General features: G+C 59.2%; 26 protein-coding genes, 1 tRNA gene and 1 rRNA gene. 18 read left to right on the plus strand and 10 right to left on the minus strand.

The genetic code is table 11. The features are described 5' to 3' along the window. A 16S ribosomal RNA gene (locus FZZ85_RS08595) occupies positions 1 to 107 on the minus strand; the annotation flags it as partial. Positions 108 to 789: 682 nt separating this feature from the next. Here FZZ85_RS08595 and FZZ85_RS08600 point away from each other — a divergent pair. Continuing rightward, on the plus strand, positions 790 to 2,247 hold the full coding sequence (locus tag FZZ85_RS08600) for a glycoside hydrolase 100 family protein (protein ID WP_226414156.1): 1,458 nt from the start codon (positions 790 to 792) through the stop codon (positions 2,245 to 2,247). A 76-nt stretch (positions 2,248 to 2,323) separates the two neighbouring features. Here the strand turns inward: FZZ85_RS08600 and petD are convergent, their stop codons facing one another. Both petD and petB read right to left on the minus strand, forming a co-directional pair. Then, positions 2,324 to 2,806, minus strand: coding sequence for a cytochrome b6-f complex subunit IV (gene petD, locus FZZ85_RS08605; RefSeq protein WP_226414158.1), 483 nt, complete (start codon positions 2,804 to 2,806; stop codon positions 2,324 to 2,326). Positions 2,807 to 2,844: 38 nt separating this feature from the next. Beyond that, positions 2,845 to 3,501 (minus strand): cytochrome b6, encoded by a 657-nt coding sequence (gene petB, locus FZZ85_RS08610; protein ID WP_011363493.1) that lies wholly within the window; start codon positions 3,499 to 3,501, stop codon positions 2,845 to 2,847. A gap of 67 nt (positions 3,502 to 3,568) precedes the next feature. Between petB and ctpZ the strand changes: the two genes are divergently transcribed. The 7 genes from ctpZ to FZZ85_RS08645 all read left to right on the plus strand — a co-directional run bounded on the left by ctpZ (position 3,569) and on the right by FZZ85_RS08645 (position 8,249). Beyond that, on the plus strand, positions 3,569 to 4,846 hold the full coding sequence (gene ctpZ, locus FZZ85_RS08615; RefSeq protein WP_226414160.1) for a carboxyl-terminal processing protease CtpZ: 1,278 nt from the start codon (positions 3,569 to 3,571) through the stop codon (positions 4,844 to 4,846). Then, entirely contained in the window at positions 4,843 to 6,108 is a 1,266-nt protein-coding gene (locus FZZ85_RS08620) for an HD domain-containing protein (RefSeq protein ID WP_226414162.1), read from the plus strand. Before ctpZ ends, FZZ85_RS08620 begins: the two co-directional genes overlap by 4 nt. 7 nt (positions 6,109 to 6,115) lie before the next feature. Then, positions 6,116 to 6,754 carry a septum site-determining protein MinC gene (gene minC / locus FZZ85_RS08625; protein WP_226414379.1) on the plus strand — a complete coding sequence of 213 codons (639 nt, stop codon included), beginning with the start codon at positions 6,116 to 6,118 and terminating at the stop codon, positions 6,752 to 6,754. A gap of 56 nt (positions 6,755 to 6,810) precedes the next feature. Then, positions 6,811 to 7,623, plus strand: a complete 813-nt coding sequence (minD, locus tag FZZ85_RS08630; RefSeq protein WP_226414164.1) for a septum site-determining protein MinD — start codon at positions 6,811 to 6,813, stop codon at positions 7,621 to 7,623. 4 nt (positions 7,624 to 7,627) lie between these two features. Next, positions 7,628 to 7,936, plus strand: coding sequence for a cell division topological specificity factor MinE (gene minE / locus FZZ85_RS08635; RefSeq protein ID WP_226414166.1), 309 nt, complete (start codon positions 7,628 to 7,630; stop codon positions 7,934 to 7,936). After that, a complete protein-coding gene (locus FZZ85_RS08640) occupies positions 7,933 to 8,187 on the plus strand; it encodes a helix-turn-helix transcriptional regulator (protein ID WP_226414168.1) in 255 nt (84 codons plus the stop codon). The genes minE and FZZ85_RS08640 overlap by 4 nt, the downstream gene beginning before the upstream one ends. After that, positions 8,178 to 8,249 (plus strand) — tRNA-Thr (locus FZZ85_RS08645). Before FZZ85_RS08640 ends, FZZ85_RS08645 begins: the two co-directional genes overlap by 10 nt. Positions 8,250 to 8,258: 9 nt before the next feature. Here FZZ85_RS08645 and FZZ85_RS08650 read toward each other — a convergent pair. From FZZ85_RS08650 to prmC, 3 genes are read right to left on the minus strand one after another with little or no spacing between them, the layout of a single operon-like run. After that, entirely contained in the window at positions 8,259 to 8,432 is a 174-nt protein-coding gene (locus FZZ85_RS08650; RefSeq protein WP_226414170.1) for a hypothetical protein, read from the minus strand. Further along, complete coding sequence (locus FZZ85_RS08655) at positions 8,429 to 9,043, minus strand: L-threonylcarbamoyladenylate synthase (RefSeq protein ID WP_226414173.1); 615 nt, start codon at positions 9,041 to 9,043, stop codon at positions 8,429 to 8,431. The genes FZZ85_RS08650 and FZZ85_RS08655 overlap by 4 nt, the downstream gene beginning before the upstream one ends. A 13-nt stretch (positions 9,044 to 9,056) precedes the next feature. Then, complete coding sequence (gene prmC / locus FZZ85_RS08660; protein ID WP_226414175.1) at positions 9,057 to 9,944, minus strand: peptide chain release factor N(5)-glutamine methyltransferase; 888 nt, start codon at positions 9,942 to 9,944, stop codon at positions 9,057 to 9,059. A 17-nt stretch (positions 9,945 to 9,961) separates the two neighbouring features. On the opposite strand from prmC, the gene FZZ85_RS08665 reads away from it, so the two are divergent. Continuing rightward, a complete protein-coding gene (locus FZZ85_RS08665) occupies positions 9,962 to 10,102 on the plus strand; it encodes a hypothetical protein (RefSeq protein WP_226414177.1) in 141 nt (46 codons plus the stop codon). Between the two features lie 25 nt (positions 10,103 to 10,127). Here FZZ85_RS08665 and FZZ85_RS08670 read toward each other — a convergent pair whose 3' ends face one another. Further along, the gene (locus tag FZZ85_RS08670) at positions 10,128 to 10,343 is read right to left on the minus strand and encodes a hypothetical protein (RefSeq protein ID WP_370631169.1); all 216 of its coding nucleotides are present in this window, start codon (positions 10,341 to 10,343) and stop codon (positions 10,128 to 10,130) included. Positions 10,344 to 10,416: 73 nt separating this feature from the next. After that, positions 10,417 to 10,821, minus strand: a complete 405-nt coding sequence (locus FZZ85_RS08675) for a thioesterase family protein (RefSeq protein WP_226414179.1) — start codon at positions 10,819 to 10,821, stop codon at positions 10,417 to 10,419. Between the two features lie 82 nt (positions 10,822 to 10,903). Here FZZ85_RS08675 and FZZ85_RS08680 point away from each other — a divergent pair, with 82 nt between their 5' ends. Then, positions 10,904 to 11,752 (plus strand): universal stress protein, encoded by an 849-nt coding sequence (locus tag FZZ85_RS08680; protein ID WP_226414384.1) that lies wholly within the window; start codon positions 10,904 to 10,906, stop codon positions 11,750 to 11,752. A gap of 1 nt (position 11,753) precedes the next feature. On the opposite strand, the gene psbM is transcribed toward FZZ85_RS08680, so the two are convergent. Together psbM and FZZ85_RS08690 are read right to left on the minus strand one after the other, a co-directional pair. Next, positions 11,754 to 11,858 carry a photosystem II reaction center protein PsbM gene (gene psbM, locus FZZ85_RS08685; protein ID WP_226414181.1) on the minus strand — a complete coding sequence of 35 codons (105 nt, stop codon included), beginning with the start codon at positions 11,856 to 11,858 and terminating at the stop codon, positions 11,754 to 11,756. Positions 11,859 to 11,917: 59 nt separating this feature from the next. Further along, positions 11,918 to 12,394, minus strand: coding sequence for a 2Fe-2S iron-sulfur cluster-binding protein (locus FZZ85_RS08690; RefSeq protein WP_226414183.1), 477 nt, complete (start codon positions 12,392 to 12,394; stop codon positions 11,918 to 11,920). Between the two features lie 182 nt (positions 12,395 to 12,576). On the opposite strand from FZZ85_RS08690, the gene psbB reads away from it, so the two are divergent. From psbB to FZZ85_RS08730, 8 genes are all read left to right on the plus strand, one after another. Beyond that, entirely contained in the window at positions 12,577 to 14,136 is a 1,560-nt protein-coding gene (gene psbB / locus FZZ85_RS08695; RefSeq protein ID WP_226414185.1) for a photosystem II chlorophyll-binding protein CP47, read from the plus strand. Between the two features lie 21 nt (positions 14,137 to 14,157). After that, complete coding sequence (locus FZZ85_RS08700) at positions 14,158 to 14,253, plus strand: photosystem II reaction center protein T (RefSeq protein ID WP_011128841.1); 96 nt, start codon at positions 14,158 to 14,160, stop codon at positions 14,251 to 14,253. A gap of 213 nt (positions 14,254 to 14,466) precedes the next feature. Next, positions 14,467 to 14,949 carry a transcriptional regulator NrdR gene (gene nrdR / locus FZZ85_RS08705; RefSeq protein ID WP_226414187.1) on the plus strand — a complete coding sequence of 161 codons (483 nt, stop codon included), beginning with the start codon at positions 14,467 to 14,469 and terminating at the stop codon, positions 14,947 to 14,949. Between the two features lie 169 nt (positions 14,950 to 15,118). Beyond that, on the plus strand, positions 15,119 to 16,210 hold the full coding sequence (locus FZZ85_RS08710) for a 30S ribosomal protein S1 (protein WP_226414189.1): 1,092 nt from the start codon (positions 15,119 to 15,121) through the stop codon (positions 16,208 to 16,210). Between the two features lie 5 nt (positions 16,211 to 16,215). Then, a complete protein-coding gene (locus tag FZZ85_RS08715) occupies positions 16,216 to 16,989 on the plus strand; it encodes an HAD family hydrolase (RefSeq protein ID WP_226414191.1) in 774 nt (257 codons plus the stop codon). 23 nt (positions 16,990 to 17,012) lie between these two features. Further along, a complete protein-coding gene (gene metK, locus FZZ85_RS08720) occupies positions 17,013 to 18,248 on the plus strand; it encodes a methionine adenosyltransferase (protein ID WP_226414193.1) in 1,236 nt (411 codons plus the stop codon). 4 nt (positions 18,249 to 18,252) lie between these two features. Further along, a complete protein-coding gene (locus FZZ85_RS08725; RefSeq protein WP_226414195.1) occupies positions 18,253 to 19,491 on the plus strand; it encodes an FGGY-family carbohydrate kinase in 1,239 nt (412 codons plus the stop codon). Positions 19,492 to 19,671: 180 nt separating this feature from the next. Next, positions 19,672 to 19,947, plus strand: coding sequence for a DUF2470 domain-containing protein (locus FZZ85_RS08730; protein WP_011363472.1), 276 nt, complete (start codon positions 19,672 to 19,674; stop codon positions 19,945 to 19,947). Positions 19,948 to 19,998 lie beyond the last annotated feature (51 nt).

Consider the following 19,998-nt stretch of genomic DNA (forward strand, 5'->3'; position numbering starts at 1 on the left):
TCACGCGTTACTCACCCGTCCGCCACTAACCCGAAGGTTCGTTCGACTTGCATGTGTTAAGCACGCCGCCAGCGTTCATCCTGAGCCAGGATCAAACTCTCCGTTGTAGATCATTTCCTCTTAGAAGTTTTCACTCCCTCAAAATGATTTGCGTCACCCATTACTCAGTTAAAACTGAAAACAGTTGAGGCCTCCTTTCGCTGACACAAAAGGGTTCTTAAGAGTGCATCTCTAGATTTCTCTGTCAATGACTTTCCGGGATCTCAGATCCGGTTGTTGCTCCACAATCCGCACACCGACAACAAGAGAGTTCGTGAAAACTCTCCCGTTGCAGCGAATTGCTTCAGCGCAACGAAATTTTTTGACGGGACCTCACACCTTCATCGCTCTTTCATTCGGCTCTTCACCTCACCTCTCGGTTTGGCTCAGAACCAAACGCGATGAAAGCGTCAGTTCCTAAACTTTTCAATTGTCCAGGTGCGACCAAACTTTTCTTCACTCCCTCTCAGGAGATCGGTTGGTTGGTCATCGCGGCCTCTCGTGACCGCTTGAAGAACTTACAACACCGTGGGATCGCTCCCTCTTGGTCTCGTAAGTCGCCTCAGACACATCAAGGCTTTCGCCTCAAGCGCTTCGGCTTGCGCAACAGCCTCTCGGCTCCCGCGCAAGACAAAACCATAACACCACCACCTTCTGGGGTGCAATAGGCACGACACAAGAAGATCTGAAGGGTTGCTTCCACTGGCGAAATCCATTGCCAGAACTAGGTTTCAGTTGGAGGTCACCGCGATGCCAACGCGCTTCACCGAACAAAGCCAGCGTTTCCGCCCCAACTCAAATGAAGAGCAGGTGCTGCAAAAAGCACGGGAACACTTCGAAGCCACGCTGATTGGCGTGCAGGGGGAACTCGCCGGCAGCGTTGCCGCGATGGAACATCGCCGCGCTGACGACGCCCTCAACTACGGCGAGATCTTCCTCCGGGACAACGTTCCCGTGATGATTTACCTGATGCTGCAAGGACGCTTCGCAATCGTGAAGCAGTTTTTGAGCGTCAGCCTTCAGCTCCAAAGCACCAACGTTCAAACCCGCGGTGTCTTCCCCACCAGCTTTGTGGAGGAAGAAGGCCAGCTGGTTGCGGACTACGGCCAACGCTCGATTGGTCGCATCACCTCAGTGGATGCAAGCCTCTGGTGGCCGATTCTCTGCTGGATCTACGTCAAACGCAGTGGGGACACCGACTTCGGTCGAAGTCCTGAAGTGCAACGCGGTTTACAACTGCTGCTCGACCTGGTTCTTCACCCCAGCTTCGAAGGCACACCGGTGCTTTTCGTTCCCGACTGCGCCTTCATGATTGACCGTCCCATGGACGTATGGGGCGCGCCATTGGAGGTGGAAGTGCTGCTCTTCGCAGCGCTTCGCAGTTGTGTTGGGCTGATGGAACTCTGCCAACGCCACGAGAACAGCGTTCTTCTGGGAGAACGCCTGCGCCTGAGCCGGCAGTGGACCCATGACTTACGGCAGTTCTTGCTGAAGCACTACTGGGTGACCAGTAAAACGATGCAAGTGCTTCGGCGACGACCAACGGAGCAATACGGCGAAAACCAGCACCACAACGAATTCAATGTTCAACCACAGGTCATCCCTGACTGGTTGCAGGACTGGCTGGAAAACCGTGGCGGTTACATGATCGGGAACATGCGCACCGGACGGCCGGATTTTCGCTTCTACTCCTTAGGAAATTCCCTGGCATCCCTGTTCGGGTTGCTGACAGCGCCACAACAACGTGCCCTGTTCCGACTGGTGCTGCACAACCGTGATCACCTCATGGCCCAGATGCCGATGCGGATCTGTCATCCACCGATGGAGGGCGTGGAGTGGGAAAACAAAACGGGCTCCGACCCCAAAAACTGGCCCTGGAGTTATCACAACGGAGGCCACTGGCCGAGCCTGCTCTGGTTTTTTGGAGCGTCCATCCTTCTGCACGAACGGCTGAATCCCCAGGCCGACGTGTTGCTGATGGGAGAAATGAAAACGCTGATGGACGAGTGCTATTGGAGCCATCTCAACCAGCTCCCACGTCAGCAATGGGCTGAATATTTCGACGGCCCCACGGGTACCTGGGTTGGACAGCAGTCACGCACGTATCAAACCTGGACCATCGTTGGTTTTCTACTGATGCACCACTTTCTCCATGTCAACCCAGACGACGTGCTGATGCTCAACCTCGACGAATCGATGGGTCACTGAAGAACCACGGGAGCCATCTCACAAAAAAACCCCGGCTCAGAAAGCCGAGGTACATCGACTGAATTCGAGCGAATGATCAGAACAGACCGAGGGTGAGGGACTTGTCGATCGGAAGTGCAGCACCGATGCCGAGATAGATGGTGACCAGGGTTCCGGTCAGGAACACTGTCATCGCAACGGGACGACGGAAAGGATTCTGGAACTTGTTGAAACTCTCGATGAAAGGAACAAGCATCAGACCCAGGGGAACAAGGGTTTGCAGAGCAATGCCCAGAAGCTTGTTTGGAACAACCCGCAGGATCTGAAAGACGGGATAGAGGTACCACTCAGGAAGAATTTCCAAAGGGGTTGCGAAGGGATCAGCCTTGTCGGCGAGCATCGCTGGATCCAGTACGGCCAGACCAACCACACAGGCGATGGTGCCGAGGATCACCACCGGGAAGATGTAGAGGAGGTCGTTCGGCCAAGCGGGCTCTCCGTAATAGTTGTGACCCATACCATTAGCGAGCTTGGCACGCATCTTGGGATCGGAGAGGTCAGGCTTCTTGAGAATGTGCATCAGTTAGTCCAGATGTGAGGGAACAGTAGGAACGCAGATCACAAGGGGCCAGAAATGCCCTGCTTCCGGATCATCAGGAAGTGCATGAGCATGAACACCGCTAGCAACCAGGGCATGACAAAAGTGTGCAGGCTGTAGAAGCGAGTAAGGGTGGCCTGACCAACGCTTTCGCCACCACGAAGCAGTTCGACCATGAAGTCACCAACCACAGGGATGGCTGCAGGGACACCGGAAACAATCTTCACGGCCCAATAACCAACCTGGTCCCAGGGCAGGGAATAACCGGTAACACCAAATGACACCGTGATCACCGCCATAGTCACACCAGTGACCCAAGTGAGTTCACGGGGACGCTTGAAACCGCCGGTGAGGTACACACGGAACACGTGGAGGATGAGCATCAGCACCATCATTGACGCACTCCAGCGATGCACGGAGCGAATCAACCAACCAAAGCTGACGTCAGTCATCAAATACTCGACCGACTTGTAAGCCTCAGCGACGGTGGGCTTGTAATAGAAGGTCATCGCAAACCCAGTCGCGAACTGGATCAGGAAGCACACCAACGTGATGCCCCCCAGGCAATAGAAAATATTGACGTGGGGAGGCACGTACTTGGAACCAATGTCGTCAGCGATGTCCTGGATTTCCAGGCGTTCCTGGAACCAGTCGTAAACCGGTGATGAGTTCGCCATGCACAAGCGGGCTCGAGTTGCGAAAGTCTACTGAGCACGCTTCTGCCACCGAGGCGAACCCACCGCGATGTATCCAACTGTTAACTATCTTTCAGACTGGCTGCGGCGCAAGGGGTGTCGAACGATCCGCCGACTGATCGCAGCTGTTCTTTGCTGCTTTTTGGTGCTGGGCACTGCCTGCACAGCCGTTGCACTCAGCGACACACAACAGCTCGTGGTGGACAGCTGGCGGCTTGTGAACCAGGGTTTTTGGAACACAGAGCATCTCGATGCAGTGCGTTGGAGGCGTCAACGGCAGAAGGCCATGGAACGCAGCATCGAGAGCAGTGAGGATGCTTACTCAGCCATCGAATCGATGCTGGCTCAGCTGGGCGACCCCTACACCCGGCTGCTTCGTCCAAAGGACTACATAGCACTGAAGAACAGCACCAACGGCAGCCTCAGTGGTGTGGGCTTGCAACTGGGGCCGGATGAAGGCACCAATGGCGTTGTGGTGATTTCGGCGCTCGAGGGTTCACCCGCCAGCGAGGCGGAGATCACCAGTGGAACTCAACTGCTCTCTGTTGATGGGCGGGCCGTGATGGATCTAGGACTTGAGGGAACCGTGGCAGCGCTGCGGGGAGACGTGGGATCGCAGGTTGTGCTGACGCTGGACAACGGCAGCGGAGAGAAAAACGAGCTGACCCTGGAACGCCGCAGCGTGGATCTCAGACCGGTGCGCACACGGCGCTTGCGCAGCGGCAGTCACACCCTTGGCTATCTGCGGATCACCCAGTTCAGCGAGGGAGTCCCCGAGCAGGTAAAAGAGGCACTCACAGAACTCCAGAACAAGGACATCGAAGGATTGGTGCTCGACCTTCGCAATAACTCAGGCGGTTTGGTGAGCGCTGGATTAGCGGTCGCCGACGACTTCCTTTCCGGTGACCCCATCGTTGAAACCCGCAACCGCGAGGGGATCAACGACACCATCCAGGCAAGTCTCCAGACGGTCTACGACGGACCGATGGTCACCCTCGTGAATGGAGGGACGGCCAGTGCGAGTGAAATCCTGGCTGGAGCTCTTCAGGACAACGAGCGCGCCACCCTGCTCGGAGGCCAAACGTTTGGGAAAGGGCTTATTCAAACGCTGACCAACCTCAGTGACGGCAGCGGCCTCGCCGTGACCGTTGCCGGGTACGTGACACCGAGTGGACGGGACATCCAAGGGGAAGGAATCGCACCCGACCGTGGGTTGTCAGATCCGGAACCCCTGAATCCTGGCGGTGATGGTGATCGCTGGCTCTCGGAAGCCGAGCAATGGATGGAGGCCCTGCTGGAACAATCAGCTGACGACACCGAGGCATGAGCCAGCGGACTTATCACGACCCCCTGCACCGAGGTATTGGTCTTGACCGCCAAGCCCCAGCTGAGGGAATGGTGATGGACTTGGTGGACACGGCGCCGTTCCAACGCCTGCGTCGCATCCGCCAACTGGGCCCGGCCTACCTCACCTTTCACAGCGCTGAATCCAGTCGATTCACCCACTCGCTGGGTGTCTTTCATCTGGCGCGTCGTGCGTTTGAGCAGATGCTGCCTTTGGCACCAAAGCTAGAGACGTACAGAGGGCTGCTCTACGGGGCCGCTCTGCTCCATGACATAGGCCATGGCCCCCTCAGCCATACAGGCGAAGAGATGTTTGGCCTGCGCCATGAAGCGTGGTCAGCAAGGGTGATTCGGCATCACCCGCAGATCCATGCCTGTCTGGAAAGCCATTCATCCGGCACAGCTGAGGCGGTGGCGGATCTGCTGGAGCATGGACTCAGCCCTCACCCCCTGATCAAACACCTTGTCAGTAGTCAGCTGGATTGCGACCGACTGGATTACCTCCTGCGCGACAGCTACAGCACCGGAACGCGCTACGGGCAGCTGGATCTCGACCGCATCCTGGGAGCACTGACCCTGGCCCCTGACGGGGACATGGCCATTCGTCCCAAGGGTCTGATGGCTGTCGAGCACTACCTGGTGGTCAGGAACCTCATGTACAGGAGCGTCTACAACCACCGACTGAATGTGGTGTGCAACTGGCTGCTGGAAAAACTGATCCTGACGGCTCGACAACTGGGCCCTCAGCAGGTTTGGGCTGATGAGGTGATGGCCAGCTGGCTCTGGCAACCGGACCAGATCCAATTGGAGAGCTTCCTCGCCAACGACGACCAACGCACCGGGTACCACCTCCAGCGCTGGCAAGCCGAAGCGCCAGCTGCCCTGGCTGAACTGAGTGGGCGTTTTCTAGATCGACGCCTGCTCAAAGCAACGGCCGTCGAGCATCTTTCTCCGGCTGATCAACTGCAATTGCTCGCGACAGCCAGGCGGTTGGCCGATCGCCATGGCCACGACCCTGAACTCTGCTGCGGATTGCGTCATCAACAGCTACGCGGATACCACCCCTATCGAGGCGGCTTACGCCTCTGGGACGGGCAGCAGCTCCAAGCCCTGGAGAAAGCCTCTCCTTTGATCGCCAGTCTCGCGACCCCAGCGGCAACCTCCTGGTTGATTCACCCCCGTGACATCAGTATCGAGCTCAGGCAGGAGATGGAAGTTGAATGGCCCCGAGCAGCAGCAGCGTGAAGCAGCCATGACATTGAGGCTTCCCGACCAGCGCCTTGACCACTGGAGGGATCGTTTACCTGATCTGCTGAGCAGGTGTTCCCAACCAATCGTTGATCTCGATTGCGGGGACTGGACCCTGAACTGCAACGACCTCGCGGATTTGTGCGCCGCCGTCACCGAGGCAGGCCATCAACTCGGACGAATCACCGGTCGCGTTCCCGAGACCGTCGTAAGTGCTTCAGCCCTGGGACTGGACGCAAGCAGATCCAACACGCCTTCCAACCGTGAACTCCAGCCCAATCCTGTGACGACGCCCGCGTCTCACCTGTTATTTCACAACGGCACCCTTCGCTCCGGCGACCATCTCCAAAGCGAGCGCACCATCCTTCTCTACGGCGATGTGAATCCAGGAGCACGGATCAGTTCAACTGCTGACGTGTTGGTGTGGGGTCGCCTGCGGGGCGTGGCCCACGCCGGATGCGAGGGGTCAACAACCGCGAAAATCGTTGCTCTGCAGCTGCGGCCACTGCAACTGAGGATTGCTGAAGCTGTAGCCCGAGGCCCCGAGGATCTGCCCCAGGCGGGTTTGGCCGAACAAGCCACACTCAAGGATGGAGTGATCGCCATTGAACCCGCCGACATCCAGAGCTTTCAAAAACGCTGACGTCGTTGTCAGAGCTAAAAGCCAGATTATTCTGGCCGCACCCAAGCAGAACCCTGGTGTCGACGACCCGAACCATTCTCATCTGTTCTGGCAAGGGCGGTGTCGGAAAAACAACGACCACAGCAAACCTTGGTATCGCCCTTGCCCGCCAAGGCGCCAAGACAGTGGTTCTTGACGCGGACTTCGGTCTTAGAAACCTCGATCTGCTGCTGGGCCTGGAGAACCGCATCGTCTACACAGCTCAGGAGGTGCTTGCGGAGACCTGCCGTCTTGAGCAAGCCCTGGTGAAACACAAGCAGGAGCCCAATCTGGCTTTACTCCCTGCAGGCAATCCTCGGATGCTCGAGTGGCTCAAGCCCAAGGACATGCAGGCCATCGTTGCTCTGCTGGAACGCCAGTTCGATTACGTGTTGATCGACTGCCCTGCAGGCATCGAAGACGGATTCAAAAATGCCGCGGCCGCAGCCCGAGAAGCCGTGGTGATCACCACCCCGGAAGTGGCCGCCGTGCGGGACGCTGATCGGGTGATCGGGCTTCTGAACACCCAGGGCGTGCAACCGGTGCAGCTTGTGCTCAACAGGGTGCGCCCGAAGATGATGTCGAACCAGGAAATGCTTTCGGTGGACGATGTCACCGACATCCTGGCGTTACCTCTTCTGGGGCTTGTTTTTGAAGACGAACAAGTGATCGTGAGCACCAACCGCGGTGAACCCTTGACCCTGAGTGATTCGTCTTCGCCAGCGGCCCAGGCCTACGGCAACATCGCTCAACGGCTTCAGGGGGAAGATGTTCCTCTGATGGACCCCTCCCAGGCCCGCCGCGGCCTCCGCGCCAAGATGCGCAAGCTGATGCAAACCCGGATTTTCTGAGGCGATGACAGTCAAGGAATTCATCGACAAACTCCTGCGCCGTCAGCCCGCCAGTGCAGAAACAGCAAAAGAGCGGCTCCAGTTGGTGCTGGCCCACGATCGCAGCGACCTCAATCCTGAGCTGCTCGAACAAATGCGCCGCGAGATCCTCGAAGTGGTGGCCCGCTACGTGGAAATCGACCTCGCAGAAGGTGATGTGAGCCTCGAGACGGAAGACCGCGTCACCGCCCTGGTGGCCAACCTGCCGATCCGGCGCCCGATCGCCCAACCAGCGAAGGTGGAAACCTCTGAGCAGCAACCTGCTCAAGCTTGAAACCTCGGATCCTGAATCTCCTCACCAACGCTGAACAGCGGGTTGTGCTGTTGTTGCTGGAAGGCCTCAACAACCGAACCATTGCCCAGCGATTGGTGATCAGTCATCACACCTTTCAGTGTCATATCAGCAGGGCACTCCGTAAGAGCGGTTGTCACAATCGACTCGAGCTGGTGCTTGGGCTTATCAAGGATGGAGACCCTGCATTGAATCGCCAGGCAGCCGGTACGATGCAGCCCATGCCGGCTTAGCTCAGCGGTAGAGCAGCGCTTTTGTAAAGCGAAGGCCATCGGTTCAAATCCGTTAGCCGGCTTGATCTGGATCAGGACGACGGACTGCGGTCTGATTCGCCCGCCAACAACCAAATGAAGAACAACCCCAACAGCCAGGGGAGAAGATTCAATTGAAGCGTCCAGGTGAAGACAGCTTCCAGGGGCTCCAGCACCCAATGAACCAAGGTCATCACCAGCAGGCAGAGCCCAACAAGCGAGATCACTCGAGCACCTCAACCCCTCTAGGAATCACAGCACCACGTCGCACCATGCGCCAGCTTCCGTCCTCGACCCAGACCAACACCGTGCTGGCCTGGCCCGAGGGTTGAGGCCAGGGCTGCGGACCCAGCTGAGCGACATCAGGGAAAATCAATGCCGCTTCTGCTGCGGTCATGCTGGCGGGTTCTCCGGAACGATTGGCACTGGTCGTGGCCAATGGCCCGCTGATCTGAAGCAGAGCGCGGGTCTGCTCACAGGCCGGAATGCGGCAGCCCAGCGTTGTGCCACCTGGATTGAGATACCGTCCAGCTCCGCCATCACGGGCAGGCACCACCAGGGTGAGCGCTCCAGGCCAATTGCGCTCAGCCAAGGCTTCAACCTCCCGATGGCACGGAACCTCAACCTCGTGAAGCAAGTCGTTCACTGAAGCCCCCATCAAAATGAGGGGCTTGTCCGCCGGTCGGCATTTCAGGCGCCAAAGGGTCTGGGCTTGATCGGGAAGCACCGCCAGTCCCGGCAGGGTGTCGGTGGGAATGATGGCGGCTTCGCCGGCACGAAGCCGCAAAGCCAGATCGGTGGCGGCCAAAACCGGCACGGGCATGAATCCTTCCTTCATCGCAAGGGTTGCATCAGCTTGATGCGGCAGGTTTACGAGCAAGCGCAAAGCGAAGGGTCCCCTCAAGATCAGCGACCGCGCTGACGTCCACCAAGCCGGCATCCCGCAGCAGCCGGGTCACCTGAGCGCTCTGGTCGTGATGGTGTTCGAGCAAAAGCCAGCCACCCGGCGACAGCCCCGTTGGCGCTCCATTAACCACGGCGCGGATGGCATCCAAGCCATCCGCCCCCCCAAGCAACGCCATATGAGGTTCGTGGTCACGAACCACAGCCTCAAGGCCGTCAACAACAGCACCGGGGATGTACGGAGGATTGCTAACCACAAGATCCAAGCCCCCCCACCATCGTTTGAGGGGGATCCACCACGAACCGAGGAGCAGCGAACAGTTGTGATGCGGGGCGCAACGCTCAAGATTGCGTTCTGCCAAACGCAAGGCATCGGGACTGAGGTCGACGCCATACCCCGGTGACGTCGGCCAGGCGCGGGCCAAAGCCACAGCGATGGCCCCAGAGCCGATGCCGAGGTCAGCCCAACGGGCGGGGGGGGTGGAGTTGAACTGGCCCAGGGCCAGATCCACCAGCACTTCCGTCTCCTGTCGGGGAATCAATGCGGCAGGCGAAGACTCAAGCAATAAATCCCGCCAGGGACAGAGCCCCACCAGGTGCTGCAGGGGAACATTCCCGTGAAGGTGGCGCTCCCACAAGTGAGAAAGCGCCTCAAGGGACTGCTCCAGGGCAACGGTGCGCGTGGGGTCAAGCAATAGTCGTTGCAGGCTGGTCCAACGAACGCCACCGGCCAGATCAAGCAACCAATCGAGATCAGCCGCGGTGCCACCCCGGGCAAGTTGTTGGCGCCGCCACTGCAACACATCAGTGCCGGCAAGGGTTTTGGAGTCTGTCAAGGCCGAGGCTTGCGCCAATGCAATCCAGACTCACACAGCAGTTCGCCCTGACACTCAAGGGCCAAAAGCTGGGGGGCCAGCTCAGCGGGGGAGCACTGCAAATGAAGCAACAGCTGATTAAGGTCACCCCCGAGCCGATGGCCTCCATCAACCGTTGATGCTTGCCGCGTGAACCCCCTGACCTCAAAGGGCAATCACCAAGAGAAGCAAACAACTCCTTGGGGTGAATAAGGCCGTCGCACCATCCCACAGCAGGGCATTGCTGCCCCGACATGACCAACGGCGGGCATCACCCTGAACCACCCAAACCGGGCACTGCATCCGTCTCGCCCAGCGGGCCCAAATCAGTGCTCGGCTGCGTTGCGGATACACCACCACAAGCGCTTGGGCAAAAGCCACCAACCAACGATTCCGCGCCAGCCCCGAGCAAATACATGTGCAGCAACACAGCGTCGGCGACTCAGGGTTTGATTCAGAGCGCTTGGCGCACCAGCTGATCCATTACCTCGTGCAGCTGCGCCGGCACGCGCCGGAGCACGCGCCCCTCACGCAGCATCACCAAATTCACCGACGCCTCCGCCACCACCGTGTTTCTGCAGACAAAGCGAGAAACCCATGGCCAGCGCACCCCCTGCTGACCAGGGCATCTGCTTTCAACACACACTTCGTCGCCGTGCCGGAGCGGCTGGCGGTAATCCAAGTGAAGGGACACCACCGGCATATCGACACCCATCACGGTCATGGCGGCATAACCCAGGCCAGCAGCCTGGAGGGCCTCCACTCTGGCTTCCTCCAGCCACTGCACATAGGCCCCGTGCCACATCACCCCGGCGTAATCGGTGTGCTGCGGGAGAACACGCTTAGTCAGGGTGTACATGATCCGCGTAACGCTGTGACATCAGCTTGTCTCCACGGAGGAAACCGCCCATAGGCTTCCGTAGAGGATGCTTCATCTCCCTGTGTTCAGGAACCTTCTGATTGCCGACTCCGGCAAGGGTCACGTCGAGGAAATGATCCGGATGCTTCAGGACATTCCCAGCCTGAAGGCCGCACAAATCAATTTGCTGCATGTGGTCTCGGAACAGAGCAAGTCGCAATCCGACGGCCATCGCGACGAAGCAGAAAACCTCTTGAACAGCGCAATCACGCGCATGGGACTCAGTCCATCAAGTGTGAGCACCTTGATTCGTGAGGGTGACACCAAGCAGACCGTTCTCAAGGTTGCCGATGAAGTTCAGGCTGACCTGATCGTGATGGGATCCCGCGGGCTGGGTCGTCTTCAATCGATTCTGGCCAACAGCACCAGCCAATACGTCTTTCAGCTGTCCACCCGGCCAATGCTGCTGGTGCGGGACGACCTCTACGTCAAGCATGTCAACCGCGTGATGGTGACGATCGACGGAACAGGCGTGGGGGACGACGCCCTTCGCACAGCCTGCGAACTAGTGCGTGAAATCCCTGGCGGAACCCTCACCGGTGTCCATGTTGTTCGCCAAGAATCAGCACCCTCCCGGGGAGGCCGAACAAAAGCGGACGAGGTTCTCGACGCCGCTGTTCAGCGAGCCAGAGGCTTCGGCGTTGATATGAAAGCCGTTCACACCGAAGGGAAAGACATCGGTCGCAGTGTTTGCCTGGCCGCATCTGAGTGCAACGCCGACCTGTTGGTCATCGCCTCCCAAGACCGACGGCCTCTTGTCGCCAGAGGGCTCGTGGATTTGGACAAGCTACTGGGCGGATCAGTCAGCGACTACATCCGTGTGCACGCACCAGCGCCTGTGCTGCTGGTGCGTGAGCCTGAACAAGGCTGAATCAAGACTCGCTGTTCTGCGTGCCGATGTAGAGCACGATCAGGAAGATCGCCGGAACCAGAATGAAAAGGAGGCTGGCGACGAATCCGAGATCGTTGGTTTCCATGGCCGTTAAAGGGATCCAGGCGAACGTATCACCGACAAGAGGTCTGAAGAGCGACTCTCTTAGGCCTCGTCACCGGCGGTAGCAGCCTTAGCACCCGGGGCATCCCCATCAGCCACATCCTGATCCTCCTCATCAAGCTCACCCACGGGGGGGGCTGGCCATGCCGTGGGCCCCGCCGGCAGCGGCGCCTGCCTAGCCGCAGCCAATCTCGAATCAGCATTAGCAAGCCTCACCTGAGGCCGGGTAAGCACCATCACGGACTTCTCCACCAGGGCCTGACATGCCAAACGCCACTGTTCGGGTCGGCGGCGCAACTTGCTGTCTTCGACAGCGGTGCGTGCCGTCAGTGCATCGGCGTTGTCTTCATCAACCACGGAAACGAAGCAGGTGATGCATTGGCCACAGCCACCGCAGTTGCCCAGCTGCCCCTTCAAGCCGTAGAGCTCGATGCCCTCGCGCCGGGCGACCTCACGAAGATTTTCGCCGGGATAACACTCCACATCACGCCCTTCGCGAACAAACCTGATAACGGGCATGAGCTCACAAGCAACCAATCCCCATCATGGGCCGAAGCGTTGCGTTTTGTGAACAGCTAAGCCCTGACTTTCTTGTCACTGACCGTTGCGGGCAAGTCACTTTTCCCCCGCCCTATGGACTGAAGCCCTTACGATCGCCCATGTCTGACTGCTTATGCAGTCTTGTCCTCCGAACCTGACCCATGGGATTGCCCTGGTATCGGGTGCACACCGTCGTCATTAATGACCCGGGCCGCCTTTTGGCTGTGCACCTCATGCATACAGCCCTCGTAGCCGGCTGGGCCGGCTCCATGGCTCTCTACGAGCTGGCCATTTTCGATCCGTCCGACCCTGTCCTGAACCCCATGTGGCGTCAGGGCATGTTTGTGATGCCCTTCATGTCCCGCCTTGGCGTAACCGGCAGCTGGGGTGGATGGAGCATCACCGGCGAAACGGGTGTTGATCCCGGTTTCTGGAGTTTCGAGGGCGTTGCTGCCGCTCACATTGTTTTCTCCGGCCTGATGATGCTTGCCGCCATCTGGCATTGGACTTATTGGGACCTTGAGATCTGGCAAGACCCACGCACGGGCGAACCAGCCCTCGACCTGCCGAAGATCTTCGGTATCCACCTTCTTCTTGCTGGTCTCGGCTGCTTCGGCTTCGGCGCTTTCCATCTAACTGGCGTCTTCGGGCCTGGTATGTGGATCTCTGACCCTTATGCGCTGACTGGCCACCTAGAGGCCGTCCAACCGTCTTGGGGACCTGAAGGCTTCAACCCCTTCAACCCTGGCGGCATCGTTGCCCACCACATTGCTGCTGGCATCGTCGGCATCATTGCCGGCATTTTCCACATCACCACACGTCCACCCGAGCGTCTCTACAAAGCGCTTCGGATGGGCAACATAGAAACGGTTCTTGCAAGCGCGATCGCAGCCGTGTTCTTCGCCGCCTTTATCGTGGCCGGAACCATGTGGTACGGCTCTGCAGCAACTCCCGTCGAGCTGTTTGGCCCCACCCGCTATCAATGGGATCAGAGCTACTTCAAAACTGAAATCAACCGTCGTGTGCAATCCGCGATGGACGATGGAGCCACCCAGGAAGAAGCCTTTGAGGCCATCCCTGAAAAGCTCGCTTTCTATGACTACGTCGGCAACAGCCCTGCAAAGGGAGGTCTTTTCCGCGTGGGTCCGATGGTGAATGGAGATGGTTTGGCAACATCTTGGGTAGGCCACATCGCATTTAGCGATAAAGAAGGTCGCAATCTGGAAGTTCGTCGCCTTCCGAACTTCTTCGAAAACTTCCCCGTCGTTCTGCAAGACGATCAAGGCATTGTTCGTGCCGACATTCCATACCGTCGTGCCGAGGCGAAATTCTCCTTCGAACAACAAGGCGTGACCGCCAAGGTCTTCGGTGGTGCGCTGGACGGCCAGACCTTTACCGACCCTGCCGATGTGAAGCGTCTCGCACGCAAAGCTCAGCTGGGTGAAGCCTTCGACTTCGACCGTGAGACCTACAACTCTGACGGTACGTTCCGCAGCTCACCACGCGGCTGGTTCACCTTTGGCCATGCCACCTTCGCGCTGCTGTTCTTCTTCGGCCACATCTGGCACGGTGCCCGCACCTTGTATCGCGACGTGTTCGCTGGTATTGATCCCGACCTCGGAGATCAAGTTGAGTTTGGCCTCTTCGCCAAGCTCGGCGATAAATCCACCCGTCGCCTGCCCGAGGGCTACGTTCCCCCTGCTGGAACACCCCTCAACTGATCGCCCTATAGGAACTACACGATGGAAAGCTTCGCTTACGTCCTCATCCTTACCCTTGCGATTGCCACTCTCTTCTTCGCAATTGCCTTCCGCGATCCGCCGAAAATCGGTAAGTGATTTGATCTCCCAAACCCCCGCCAAGGCGGGGGTTTTTTATGGTTTCCAACATCCACCGTCGCAAGCCAGTCTCGCCCGCACAAGCAGATCACAGCAGTCTCAAGTCAGCAGCAGCCGACGGCGGAATCCTCAAATGAGACTGATGTCTACGAGGCCCTTCTCAAGTCTCAAATCACTGTCTACAGTTGGTGCAACTTAACGATGCCCTCGGGGATGCAGTGCCCCTCCTGCCAAAACACAGATAGTCGCGTTCTCGAATCCAGGGCAGCGGACGGTGGACGCAGCGTGAGACGACGGCGTGAATGCCTCAACTGTGAATTCCGCTTCACCACCTACGAGCGGGTGGAAACCGTTCCGATCACGGTGATTAAACGCAACGGCAACCGAGAAATCTTCAGTCGCAGCAAGTTGCTGCATGGCTTGAATCGAGCCTGCGAAAAAACGGGCTTAGACACCTCTCAGCTCGAATCCTTCGTGGAAGACCTCGAACTGCAACTTCAGCAACGCACCGGCAAGGAAGTGAGCAGCACTGAGATCGGTGAATACGTGCTGCGTGATCTCAAGCGGATCAGCGAAGTGGCCTACATCCGATTCGCATCCGTCTACCGCCAGTTCCGTGGCATTGATGACTTCGTGTCGACCCTGGAAACACTGAACGCCGATCAGGAACAGAACCATTTGGCCACTGTGCGTTGAATCGCTGCACTGAATCTGTGAGGTGAATCAGTGCTTTGAACCATTGCGCTGAATCGCGGAGGTGAAGCCGACGGCCTGTCTGTAAAGTTGGTAATTCTCCGTGAAACGTCGGCGGGCGTTCCACGTGATTTTCTCGAACTACCCACCTGAGGTAGACCGCCAGCCCCCCATGTCTGCGACTCCGACAGAAGAACAGATCCAGGATCAAGTTCAGGACGCGAACGCCACAGAAGCCTCTGCAGAAACCGCCGCCGCCGAACAGGCGTTTGAGGGTGAGGACCTGAGCATTCCTGAAGACATCCCCACCGCGGATGATCCAAGCAGCCGCGCTGCCAGCCGCAACCTGGACGACGCCGGATTCACCGTGGATGAGTTCGCGGCTCTCCTCAGCAAGTACGACTACAACTTCAAGCCTGGCGACATCGTTAACGGCACTGTCTTCGCCCTGGAATCGAAGGGCGCCATGATCGACATTGGCGCCAAGACAGCTGCCTTCATGCCTCTGCAAGAGGTGTCGATCAACCGGGTCGAGGGTCTAAGCGACGTACTGGCCCCCGGCGAGATCCGTGAGTTCTTCATCATGAGTGAGGAGAACGAGGATGGTCAGCTGGCACTGTCGATCCGTCGGATCGAATACCAGCGGGCATGGGAGCGTGTGCGCCAGCTCCAGAAGGAAGATGCCACCATCTACTCCGAGGTGTTTGCCACCAACCGTGGTGGTGCCCTGGTGCGCGTTGAAGGTCTGCGGGGCTTCATCCCCGGGTCCCACATCAGCACCCGCAAGCCGAAGGAAGAACTGGTTGCCGACTTCCTGCCTCTGAAATTTCTCGAGGTGGACGAAGAGCGCAACCGCCTGGTGCTCAGCCACCGCCGCGCCCTGGTGGAGCGGAAGATGAATCGCCTGGAAGTAGGCGAAGTTGTGGTGGGTACCGTCCGCGGCATCAAGCCCTACGGCGCCTTCATCGACATCGGTGGTGTCAGCGGTCTGCTGCACATTTCCGAGATCAGCCATGAGCACATCGAGACCCCCCACTCGGTGCTGAACGTGAATGATCAGATGAAAGTGATGATCATCGATCTGGATGCCGAGCGCGGCCGGATTTCCCTGTCCACGAAGGCTCTTGAGCCCGAACCCGGCGACATGCTCACCGACCCCCAAAAGGTGTTTGAGAAGGCCGAGGAAATGGCAGCTCGCTACAAGCAGATGCTGATGGAGCAGGCCGAAGAGGGCGAGGATCCGATCAACTCCATGATGATCTGAGCCTGATGGTCCAACTGCTGCTGAAGGGACATCCCATCGGCAATTTTCAAGGGGTGCTGTTCGATAAGGACGGCACCCTTTCCCATAGCGAGCCGCATCTGCTGGCCTTGGCAGACGCACGCATCAACAAAGCCATTGAGATTGCGCGGGAAAAAGCCCCTGCGCTGCAGGCCTCTGAACTAAGAGAAACCCTTTGCAGAGCAACCGGTGTTGATAACGGCATGCTCGATCCCGGCGGAACCCTGGCGGTTGCCTCACGGCAAGACAACATCGCCTCGACCGCAACGGTTTTGTGTCTGTTGGGCTGCTCATGGCCCCAGGCTCTAGCCCTTGCCCATGCCTGCTTTGACGCAGTTGACCAGGACGGCCTGATCGACACAACTCCAAGCCCGTTGATCAACGGTTCAGGACAACTGCTGCGGGATCTGCACGAGCAGGGCATGACCGCTGCTGTGATCAGCAACGACACCCGATCCGGTGTCGAAGACTTCCTAGCTCACCATCAGCTCAGCGCAGGCTTTGCCGGCATCTGGAGTGCTGACGACCATCCGCGCAAACCCGATCCACAAGCCGTCCTGGAGCTGTGCGACAGGCTTGGCCTGCCACCCCAACGTTGTGCCTTGGTTGGTGATGCGGAAACCGACCTTCAGATGGCCTTGGAGGCCGGCATCGGCGGCGTGATCGGATTCACAGGTGGCTGGAGTCGTCCGCCGGAACTGCCGTCAGCACAGCATCTGCTCCACGGCTGGGACGACCTCGCCCTCAGCACAGCCACGTAAAGTCGCGCCATCTGGAGCCCCGAATGAGCCGATACGTCTTTACATCCGAATCCGTCACGGAAGGGCATCCCGACAAGATCTGCGACCAGGTGAGCGACGCCGTTCTCGATGCTCTGCTTGCCCAGGATCCCGCCAGCCGCGTGGCCTGCGAGACCGTAGTGAACACCGGCCTCTGCATGATCACCGGTGAGGTGACCTCCAAAGCGCAGGTGGATTTCATCCACTTGGTGCGCAATGTGATCAAGGAGATCGGTTACAGCGGAGCCAGGGCCGGTGGCTTCGATGCCAACAGCTGTGCGGTGCTGGTGGCTCTCGACCAGCAGTCCCCCGACATCGCCCAGGGCGTTAACGAAGCGGACGACCACGCCGGTGATCCTCTGGATCTGGTGGGTGCCGGCGACCAGGGAATCATGTTCGGCTACGCCTGCAACGAGACGCCCGAGCTGATGCCGTTGCCGATCAGCCTGGCCCACCGGCTGTCGCGCCGCCTTGCCGAAGTGCGCCACAACGGAACCCTGGGCTACCTGCTTCCCGATGGCAAAACCCAGGTGAGCGTCGTCTATGAAAACGACAAGCCCGTCTCGATCGACACAATCCTGATCTCCACCCAGCACACCGCGGAAGTGGATGGGATGAGTGATGAGCAGGGCATCCGCGAGCGCATCACCGAAGACCTATGGACCCATGTGGTGGAGCCAGCGACTGCCGACCTGACCCTTAAGCCCTCCCGCGAGGCCACCAAGTATCTGGTGAACCCAACCGGCAAGTTCGTGGTGGGCGGCCCTCAGGGCGATGCCGGCCTCACCGGCCGCAAGATCATCGTGGACACCTATGGCGGCTATGCCCGCCATGGCGGTGGTGCCTTCTCCGGCAAGGACCCCACCAAAGTGGACCGTTCGGCCGCCTATGCCGCGCGCTATGTGGCCAAGTGCCTCGTGGCCGCAGGGCTCGCCGAAAGGGCCGAGGTGCAGCTGAGCTACGCCATTGGCGTGGCCAAGCCCGTGTCGATCCTGGTGGAATCCTTCAGCACGAGTGCACTGGCCAACGATGCCCTCACCGCCCTGGTGCAGGAGCACTTCGATCTGCGCCCCGGCGCCATCATCGAAACCTTCGGTCTGCGCAACCTTCCCCAGCAACGGGGCGGCCGCTTCTATCAGGACACTGCCGCTTACGGCCATTTCGGACGCAACGACCTCAACGCCCCCTGGGAAAACGTGACAGCAAAAAGCCAGGAGTTGAAGCAGGTCGCCGCGGCCTGATGCCATGACGGATTCGCTACTGGTGCTCGGAATCGACCTGGGCACCAGCGGAATCCGCACAGCCGTTGTGGCCGACAATGGCGTGCTGCTCGACAGCAGATCCCAGGCCTATGCCGGAGACTTCTCCAACCCCAACAGCTGGCGCGAAGGCTGTGGGGATCTGATCAGGGCAATCCCAGCACAACTGCGATCCCAGCTGAGGGCGCTCGCCGTGGATGGCACATCCGGCACGCTACTGGCCTGTGATCGCGATGGTCGCCCACTGGGGGAGGCACTTCCCTACTCCCAGAGCTGCCCTGAGCTGCAGTCAGCATTGCAGCCGCTGGTCGATCGAGGCAGCCCTGCCGCCAGCTGCAGCGGCAGCCTGGCCCGGGCCTTGCGGCTTCTCAGCTGCCATGGAGAGGCGATCCTGCTGCGGCATCAGGCCGACTGGATCAGCGGGTGGCTGCTGAACGATTGGCGCTGGGGGGAAGAAGGCAACAACCTGCGACTGGGCTGGGATCTGATCAGCAACAGCTGGCCAGACCGCTTTGCCGAACAGACATGGCGGCAGGCTTTACCCGAAATCCGTCGGAGCGGCAGCATTCTCGGGACGATCGCACCGGATCAGGCCAAGGCCTTGGGCCTGGCGGACGATCTGATGATCGTGGCGGGAACCACCGATTCCAATGCCGCCGTGCTCGCCGCCAATCCCGGACCTGGAGATGGGATCACCGTGCTGGGGACCACGCTAGTGATGAAGTGCTTCACCAAAACGCCCCTGCACGCCCCGGGGGTGACCAGCCATCGCGTTGGTGGACGCTGGCTCTGTGGAGGCGCCTCCAATGCAGGGGCCGGGGTGCTGCGGCGTTTCTACAGCGATGAGCAGCTCAGCGAACTGAGCCGCCAGATCAACCCCGACACCGACAGCGGACTCCGCCTGCGGCCGCTCCCCTGCCCAGGGGAACGGTTCCCTGTAGATGATCCAGAGCTGCTACCGGTACTTGAACCACGGCCGGTGAGTGATGCCCTCTTCCTGCATGGACTGCTCGAAGGTCTTGCCGAAATCGAAGCGCAGGGTTGGCAACGCCTGAACGAACTTGGTGCTTCCGTACCTCTGCGGATCATCAGCATCGGCGGTGGAGCGCGCAATCCCCAATGGAGACGGCTGCGAGAACGGCGTCTTGGCTGCGCTGTAACGAGTTGCCAAACACCCCCTGCTGCAGGGGTGGCGCGACTGGCCCAAAAGGCCCTGGTCGGGTAAGAATTCCGGCATCACGCCCAGCCCCCATGCCCACCAATCTCCGCGAAGTTCTGGCTATCGGCCTCTTCGTCGTGCTGGCCGGGTATGTGGGCTTCAGTGGCATCCGCCTCGGCCTTTTGTTGATCGAGCGCTTCGCTTGAGCCGATCACTGCAAAGATTGCATTAACCCGTTTGATCCCGATGCCTGCAGACCCCCTCACTGATGCCGTCAGCACACGGATCTGCAAACACATGAACGACGACCATGCCGAGGCGGTGCTCGCCTACGCCAAGCACTACGGCGGCGTCAGCAATCCCGCTGCAGCTCGCATGGTGTCTGTGAAAGCGGAAACCATGGAACTGGAGGTGGATGGCGCGAGCGTCAGCATCGCCTTCGATCACACCCTCACCGACAGCGAAGACGCCCACCGCACCTTGGTGGCGATGCTGCGGGCGATGCCCAAAGAAGGCGCCTGATCTCGGACCGATTCGGCCCAGCAGTGGAACCCTCGTCGCAACGATCGATCT

This window comes from Synechococcus sp. MU1642 (assembly GCF_020514115.1).
In the GTDB taxonomy this organism is placed as follows: Bacteria; Cyanobacteriota; Cyanobacteriia; order PCC-6307; family Cyanobiaceae; genus Parasynechococcus.

What these genes read in the sequence shown, in the direction of transcription:
- FZZ85_RS08700 (WP_011128841.1), top strand. Translation starts at nt 14,158, where the DNA reads ATGGAAAGCTTCGCTTACGTCCTCATCCTTACCCTTGCGATTGCCACT.
- nrdR (WP_226414187.1), top strand. Translation starts at nt 14,467, where the DNA reads ATGCAGTGCCCCTCCTGCCAAAACACAGATAGTCGCGTTCTCGAATCC.
- FZZ85_RS08655 (WP_226414173.1), bottom strand. Translation starts at nt 9,043, where the DNA reads ATGAAGGAAGGATTCATGCCCGTGCCGGTTTTGGCCGCCACCGATCTG.
- minC (WP_226414379.1), top strand. Translation starts at nt 6,116, where the DNA reads ATGACATTGAGGCTTCCCGACCAGCGCCTTGACCACTGGAGGGATCGT.
- ctpZ (WP_226414160.1), top strand. Translation starts at nt 3,569, where the DNA reads ATGTATCCAACTGTTAACTATCTTTCAGACTGGCTGCGGCGCAAGGGG.
- FZZ85_RS08690 (WP_226414183.1), bottom strand. Translation starts at nt 12,394, where the DNA reads ATGCCCGTTATCAGGTTTGTTCGCGAAGGGCGTGATGTGGAGTGTTAT.
- FZZ85_RS08665 (WP_226414177.1), top strand. Translation starts at nt 9,962, where the DNA reads ATGCAATCCAGACTCACACAGCAGTTCGCCCTGACACTCAAGGGCCAA.
- FZZ85_RS08600 (WP_226414156.1), top strand. Translation starts at nt 790, where the DNA reads ATGCCAACGCGCTTCACCGAACAAAGCCAGCGTTTCCGCCCCAACTCA.
- FZZ85_RS08675 (WP_226414179.1), bottom strand. Translation starts at nt 10,821, where the DNA reads ATGTACACCCTGACTAAGCGTGTTCTCCCGCAGCACACCGATTACGCC.
- FZZ85_RS08620 (WP_226414162.1), top strand. Translation starts at nt 4,843, where the DNA reads ATGAGCCAGCGGACTTATCACGACCCCCTGCACCGAGGTATTGGTCTT.
- minE (WP_226414166.1), top strand. Translation starts at nt 7,628, where the DNA reads ATGACAGTCAAGGAATTCATCGACAAACTCCTGCGCCGTCAGCCCGCC.
- psbB (WP_226414185.1), top strand. Translation starts at nt 12,577, where the DNA reads ATGGGATTGCCCTGGTATCGGGTGCACACCGTCGTCATTAATGACCCG.
- metK (WP_226414193.1), top strand. Translation starts at nt 17,013, where the DNA reads ATGAGCCGATACGTCTTTACATCCGAATCCGTCACGGAAGGGCATCCC.
- petD (WP_226414158.1), bottom strand. Translation starts at nt 2,806, where the DNA reads ATGCACATTCTCAAGAAGCCTGACCTCTCCGATCCCAAGATGCGTGCC.
- psbM (WP_226414181.1), bottom strand. Translation starts at nt 11,858, where the DNA reads ATGGAAACCAACGATCTCGGATTCGTCGCCAGCCTCCTTTTCATTCTG.
- FZZ85_RS08715 (WP_226414191.1), top strand. Translation starts at nt 16,216, where the DNA reads ATGGTCCAACTGCTGCTGAAGGGACATCCCATCGGCAATTTTCAAGGG.
- petB (WP_011363493.1), bottom strand. Translation starts at nt 3,501, where the DNA reads ATGGCGAACTCATCACCGGTTTACGACTGGTTCCAGGAACGCCTGGAA.
- FZZ85_RS08725 (WP_226414195.1), top strand. Translation starts at nt 18,253, where the DNA reads ATGACGGATTCGCTACTGGTGCTCGGAATCGACCTGGGCACCAGCGGA.
- FZZ85_RS08710 (WP_226414189.1), top strand. Translation starts at nt 15,119, where the DNA reads ATGTCTGCGACTCCGACAGAAGAACAGATCCAGGATCAAGTTCAGGAC.
- FZZ85_RS08730 (WP_011363472.1), top strand. Translation starts at nt 19,672, where the DNA reads ATGCCTGCAGACCCCCTCACTGATGCCGTCAGCACACGGATCTGCAAA.